This window comes from Sulfurimonas sp., from assembly GCF_027056685.1.
Lineage (GTDB): Bacteria > Campylobacterota > Campylobacteria > Campylobacterales > Sulfurimonadaceae > Sulfurimonas.
The window spans coordinates 1-5798 of the sequence record NZ_JALUKE010000025.1 but is presented as its reverse complement, the minus strand read 5'-3'; the positions used below and the strand labels follow the sequence as shown (position 1 = coordinate 5798).

General features: G+C 36.4%; 7 protein-coding genes. All 7 read right to left on the bottom strand.

Annotated elements, in window-relative coordinates; genetic code table 11:
* A partial coding sequence (locus tag MVY38_RS00970) for an NADH-ubiquinone oxidoreductase-F iron-sulfur binding region domain-containing protein (RefSeq protein WP_297482461.1) occupies positions 1–1594 on the bottom strand: 1594 nt, incomplete at its 3' end.
* 9 nt (positions 1595–1603) lie between these two features.
* Positions 1604–1828: an NADH-ubiquinone oxidoreductase subunit E family protein gene (locus MVY38_RS00965; protein ID WP_297482458.1), complete on the bottom strand. Its 225-nt coding sequence runs from the start codon at positions 1826–1828 to the stop codon at positions 1604–1606.
* A gap of 97 nt (positions 1829–1925) precedes the next feature.
* Positions 1926–3167, bottom strand: coding sequence for an NADH dehydrogenase (quinone) subunit D (nuoD, locus tag MVY38_RS00960; protein ID WP_297482455.1), 1242 nt, complete (start codon positions 3165–3167; stop codon positions 1926–1928).
* A gap of 13 nt (positions 3168–3180) precedes the next feature.
* Positions 3181–3987 (bottom strand): NADH-quinone oxidoreductase subunit C, encoded by an 807-nt coding sequence (locus MVY38_RS00955; protein ID WP_297482454.1) that lies wholly within the window; start codon positions 3985–3987, stop codon positions 3181–3183.
* Position 3988: 1 nt separating this feature from the next.
* The gene (locus MVY38_RS00950; RefSeq protein WP_297432203.1) at positions 3989–4498 is read right to left on the bottom strand and encodes an NADH-quinone oxidoreductase subunit B family protein; all 510 of its coding nucleotides are present in this window, start codon (positions 4496–4498) and stop codon (positions 3989–3991) included.
* Entirely contained in the window at positions 4480–4869 is a 390-nt protein-coding gene (locus MVY38_RS00945) for an NAD(P)H-quinone oxidoreductase subunit 3 (RefSeq protein ID WP_297482452.1), read from the bottom strand. The genes MVY38_RS00950 and MVY38_RS00945 overlap by 19 nt, the downstream gene beginning before the upstream one ends.
* A 181-nt stretch (positions 4870–5050) precedes the next feature.
* A partial coding sequence (locus tag MVY38_RS00940) for an ATP-binding protein (RefSeq protein ID WP_297482449.1) occupies positions 5051–5798 on the bottom strand: 748 nt, incomplete at its 5' end.

Genomic DNA, 5798 nt, shown 5'->3' with positions numbered 1-5798 from the left:
CAGCACTTTGAGAAACTGCAGGAATAAGATAATCTGCTTCTATAGTATAAGATTCACCCTCAATTTTTACAAGTTGCGCACGACCACCATTTGGATCAGGAACAAGCTCAAACTTATCAATTAAAAGCTCTCTTAAAATATCATCGTCATCAGTAGTAATTTTATTTACAGCTGAGTGAAAAAGAAACTCTACACCCTCTTCAACAGCTTCGTGATACTCTTCATAAGTTGTATTGCGAATGATAGTCTTCTCATCACGACGATAAATCATATAGACTTTTTTTGCACCTGCTCGAATGGAACAACGCACAACATCCATAGATGTAAATCCACCACCAACACAGACAACTGTTTTACCAGTTAAGTCCACAAAATCAGTTGGAAGCATCTGCTGTTCTTGTACCTCTTTTGGTGTTTTGATGTCAAATTTCTCATACAAGTTTACCCAGTCAAGAAAATCAATTGCACCCCAATACCCTTTTATCTCTTCTCTCTCATTTTCACAACGAACTTTTTTAGAAATACGCGTACCAGAAGCTATCATTGTTGCATCATACTCTTTTTCAAAGCGACGCATATCTTCATCACTCACTTTATAATTTGTAATGAAATTCACACCCATATCGCGTACACACTCAATATCTTGCATATATTTATCCCAAGGCATACGATACTCAGGAACACCAACAGTTACCTCACCACCAAGAACAGGAAGTTCTTCATAAACATCTACTTCAACACCATCTGCACAGAGATAATATGCTGTAGTAAGTCCAGCAGGACCAGCACCAACAACAGCTACTTTTTTGCCATTTGCAGGTTTCTTTTCCATCGGATGAAAAAAGTCATAACCATGATCAGTCTCCCAATCAGCGCCAAGACGCTTGAGTGACATAATAGAGATAGGCTCATCTAAATTTGTACGGCGACATGCATCCTCACATGGATGTGGACAGACACGACCACAAACATGTGCTAGTGGCATAGTTTGACGAGTAGCCTCTAGGGAATCATCAAAGCGTAAATCTCTTACACCTTCAATATAACCAGGAATATCAACATGTGATGGACAAGCATCTGTACATGGTGCCGTTATTTTTGCAATATAAGCTACACTTTCATCATAATGAATAGATTTTTTCTTCTCATTAATACACTCTAAAAAAGTATCTTCAAAATGCTCCATTAAATCTAAAATAGGATTTGGAACGGTTTTTCCAATTTCACATTTAGAAGTAACCTGCATACTTTTTCCAATCTCTTTTAGGTGATCCAAATCAGAAATTTCACCCTCACCACGAGCAATTTTATCGAGTACATCATATAAAATACGTCCACCCCAACGACCAGGGGCACAACGACCACACGCTTCAGAATAGACCTGATACTGTGCCGCATACTCCATAGCCAAACGAATAACATCTACATTCTCATGAAACAGTGCAACACCATCCCAACCTATAAAGGCTTTTGAGTCTCTATGATCATCATATTGTGCTGGTAGATTATAAGCTGACTCTTCCCACTCTTCTTCTGGCTTGCCTATATTATTTATAGACTCCCCATTCCAAGTAGAAAAATATACTTTACTCAAAACAGATTCCTATTTTTTAACAACGATAGTCCAATCGACTTCGTTAAATTTTAGTGAGTTATACAGTTCATACCCACACTTTTTTACCAAATCAGCAGAACGCTGAATTGGAGTAAAATCGCCTATTTCAAAAAGAAAAATCAATGTTTCATTCTCTTTATGCTTTTCACCTAAAATCTCTTTCATACGAGGTTCAAAATCATCTTTTAAGTGTCTTAAATCATATCGCTTCATTTTATATCCCCATTATTTCTTTGGCTTCGCACGAAAACTTTTTCATCCAAAGTTACTTCACTTAAAAAAGCAAAGCTCTTTGCTTTTCTTAAGTTAATCATCTGTCAACCTCACCGAATACGATATTTGTAGTACCAATAATAGATACAACATCTGGAATATAGTGACCAGGTAGAAGGTCAGTTAAAATCCCTGTATGCCAGAATGATGGCGCACGAAGTTTCAATCTATACGGATATGGTCCACCTTGAGAGTTAATGTAGAATCCAAGCTCACCTTTTGGTGATTCAGTAGCCACATAAACTTCACCAACTGGTGGTCGCATCCCTTGTGTTACAAGTACAAAATGTTGCATCAAAGAGTAGTTTTGTGTCATGATGTCGAGTTTTGGTGCTGAAATATATTTTGGAGCATGTGCCATAAGCTCTGTCTGTCCATCTTTTTCACATTTTTCATACATCTCTATACATTGGTAAAGAATTTTTGCAGATTCACGCATCTCTTCCATATAAACACGGTAACGCGCAAAGTTATCACCTTTATCTGAAAAAGGTACATTAAATTCTACTTCATCATACAACTCATACGGTTCTTCTTTACGAATATCCCAAGCAACACCAGAAGCTCTAAGCATTGGACCTGTACAGCCCCATGAGAGTGCCATTTCAGTTGAGATAGTTCCAACCTCTTCCATTCTCATAAGCCAAATACGGTTAGAATCTAGTAAATCTTCATAATCTTTAATATTTTGAGGAAGTTTATTTAAAAATACTCTTAATTGGTGTAAGAAACTGTCTTGAATATCTAGTGGAACACCACCAATACGAATAGCAGCATGCGTCAAACGCGCACCACAATAACCTTCAATAATATCCATAAGATATTCTCTTTCACGGAATGCGAAAAGGAAAACTGTCATAGCACCAATATCTAATGCTGTCGTTGCTAACCAGAAAAGATGAGACATCAAACGGTTAATCTCTAAAAGAAGCATACGAATAACTTTTGCACGACGAGGAACTTCAAGCCCAATGAGTTTTTCAACTGCAAGAGCAAACCCATAGTTGTTTGAAGATGAAGCAATATAATCCATACGGTCAGTTGTAGGCATAAACTCGTTATAAATCATATTTTCAGCCATCTTCTCCATACCACGGTGAAGATACCCTACATCTGGATGTGCTTTTACAATCTGTTCTTGTTGCAAATGCAACATTAAACGCAGTTGACCGTGAGCAGATGGATGTTGTGGACCGAAGTTGAGTACCAGTTCATTGTCATCTCTGTCAAATGTTATATTTTCAAAAAATGGTGTTAATCTATTTTTTACTTGTGCCATATTTTATACCACCCTATCTTTGTGGATCATCAATTACTTTTGATGACTCTTTATCTAATTTTGTAACCATAAATACGCCACCCTCTTCTTGATAAGATTCAACATGAGGCTCTTCATCACCTGTAATCTCAGTACCTTTTGGAACTTCAAATCCAAGACGAGAAAAACGCTCAGAATCATATCTATCAACACGAGCAGTATCACGAAGCTCAGGCCCAATAATGTCACGAGCCTCTTTTCCATAAATTTTATCTACTTCATACCATGCAGCAAACTCATCCCCCTCTAAAGGATATGTTTTTAAGAGTGGATGTCCCTGCCAGTCGTATGGCATCAAAATACGCTTCATAAATGGATGATTATTTGCTTCAATTCCAAACATATCAAACATTTCACGCTCAGACCAATCTGCACTTCTAAAGAGTTTTTCTACAGAGTCAACAGCTTGACCATTCTCAATAAAATACTTCACACGAATACGCTTGCGTTTAGTCATACTAAGCATTTGGTAAAAGATTTCAAAAGTATTATCTTTTGCGAGCCAATCAATGGCACTCATCTCTGAGAGTTGTGTATATGCTAATTCATCTCTCATTAACTCTAAAACACCATATATGTCGTGAGCATTAATGTACACAACCATTTGCTCTACTTGAATATATGCATCTTTTACTTCAAACTTCGCTTTTATAGCCTCTAAATCACTTGCAAAAACTGCATCTGTATCCACAGCAGATTTTGGCACTTGTGGTGCAACATAAAATCTGTCAGTATAGTAAGCTTTTGCTTGTACATTCTCTTTAGGTTTATACGCTCTCATATTACATTAACCTTTTAGCTTTTTGTGCATTGCCTGCTTTGTTAGCACGAATCTTTTTTTGTAACAACATTACACCATACTGAAGTGTTTCAGGACGCGGTGCACAACCAGGAAGATACAAATCAACAGGAATAATTCTATCAACACCTTGAACAGTTGCATAAGTATTAAACATACCACCAGTATTTGCACATGAACCCATAGAAATAACCCATCTTGGCTCTGTCATTTGGTCATACAGACGCTTGATAAACTCAGAGTGTTTTTTTGTAAGCGTTCCCGCAACAATCATTACATCTGATTGACGAGGAGAAGCTCTAAAAATAGTACCAAAACGGTCAAAGTCATATCTTGATGCACCCGCTGCCATCATCTCAATACCACAACAAGCAAGACCATAAGTCATAGCCCAAAGGGAGTTTGAACGCCCCCAGTTTACAATTTTATCAACACTTGTAAGTGCTATTGGTAAACCAGCATCTTGTGTATAATTTACTTTATGTTGTGCCATTCTAATGCTCCTTTTTTCCATGCATATACAAAACCAATTGCTAAGAGAACTATGAAAGTTATCATCTCAACAAAACCAAACCAGCCAAGAACTTTAAAATCTACTGCCCATGGGAACATAAATACGATTTCAACATCAAATAACAAAAATAGCAGTGCAAACAGATAAAACTGTGGTGACACTCTATTTGGCTGTTTTGTGATTTCTGGTCCACATTCATAAACTGAAAGTTTAATCTTTTCACTATCTTTGCGTGCAAGCGCACGACTCGCTAGTCTAGCCACTACAGTCGTTGTAATGAATGCACCAAATGTTATAACAAACAGTACAAAGACCCCAAAATACGGATTTGCAGTGTTAATATGCTCCATATAAACCTACCTTTTTAAATTAAAAGTTGTATTTCTAACCCATACTTCATTAGAAAAAACAGTTGTTTTACTATATCTAAAAGAGTATTAAAAAAAGTTGTGATTGAGGAAAAAGACGAAAATGATGTCACTTAATGCAACATCATTGAGATAAAATATCCCTTTTATTTAGTGTATAAGATCACTTATTTAAAAAGCCCATAGACTTTTCACTATCGAAGTTTGCATCTCTCTCTTTTCTAATTTCATCTATAAAATCTTTTAGCATAAACAGAGGTTTTTCTCTTACAGCAACTTTGTAAGCTGTGTTTTTAATAATGAGGTTTATCTGTCCACCTGTAAGGGAGTATTCTGCAAGTTTTGCTTTATCAAAACCATCTTCATAAGGAGCATCTTTTGGAAGCATTTTTTCCCAAAGTTCTAATCTCTGCTCTTTATTTGGCTTTTTAAACTCTATTTTATAGTTAAATCTTCTTGAAAATGCTTTATCTATATTTTCAAGTAAATTCGTGGTTGCTATAAGCATCCCATTAAAGTTTTCTATCTGCTCTAAAAAGATGTTTTGCATCTGATTGTGCATCTGGTCTGAACCAGTAATATTCCCACTACTTCTTGCACCTAAAAACTGGTCTGCCTCATTAAGTAGTAAAATTGGTTCTGTCTTAGTTTTAGCACTCAAATCATAAAAAGTATCGAAAATCTTACGCACATTTTTTTCACTCTCTCCCACATACATTGAGAGAATTTTAGAACAGTCAAACGCAAGAACTTGTCGTTTGAGAGATTTTGCAAGTGAATAAGCAGTCATTGTTTTTCCCGTTCCTGCTGCACCATAAAAGATAATACGCGCATCAATACCACTTTTTTTATCTTTTATGCCCCATTTGACAAGACGAGAGACAACATCTTTATCCACCTGTTTCATTAAG

What these genes read in the sequence shown, in the direction of transcription:
- MVY38_RS00965 (WP_297482458.1), bottom strand. Translation starts at nt 1,828, where the DNA reads ATGAAGCGATATGATTTAAGACACTTAAAAGATGATTTTGAACCTCGT.
- nuoD (WP_297482455.1), bottom strand. Translation starts at nt 3,167, where the DNA reads ATGGCACAAGTAAAAAATAGATTAACACCATTTTTTGAAAATATAACA.
- MVY38_RS00955 (WP_297482454.1), bottom strand. Translation starts at nt 3,987, where the DNA reads ATGAGAGCGTATAAACCTAAAGAGAATGTACAAGCAAAAGCTTACTAT.
- MVY38_RS00950 (WP_297432203.1), bottom strand. Translation starts at nt 4,498, where the DNA reads ATGGCACAACATAAAGTAAATTATACACAAGATGCTGGTTTACCAATA.
- MVY38_RS00945 (WP_297482452.1), bottom strand. Translation starts at nt 4,869, where the DNA reads ATGGAGCATATTAACACTGCAAATCCGTATTTTGGGGTCTTTGTACTG.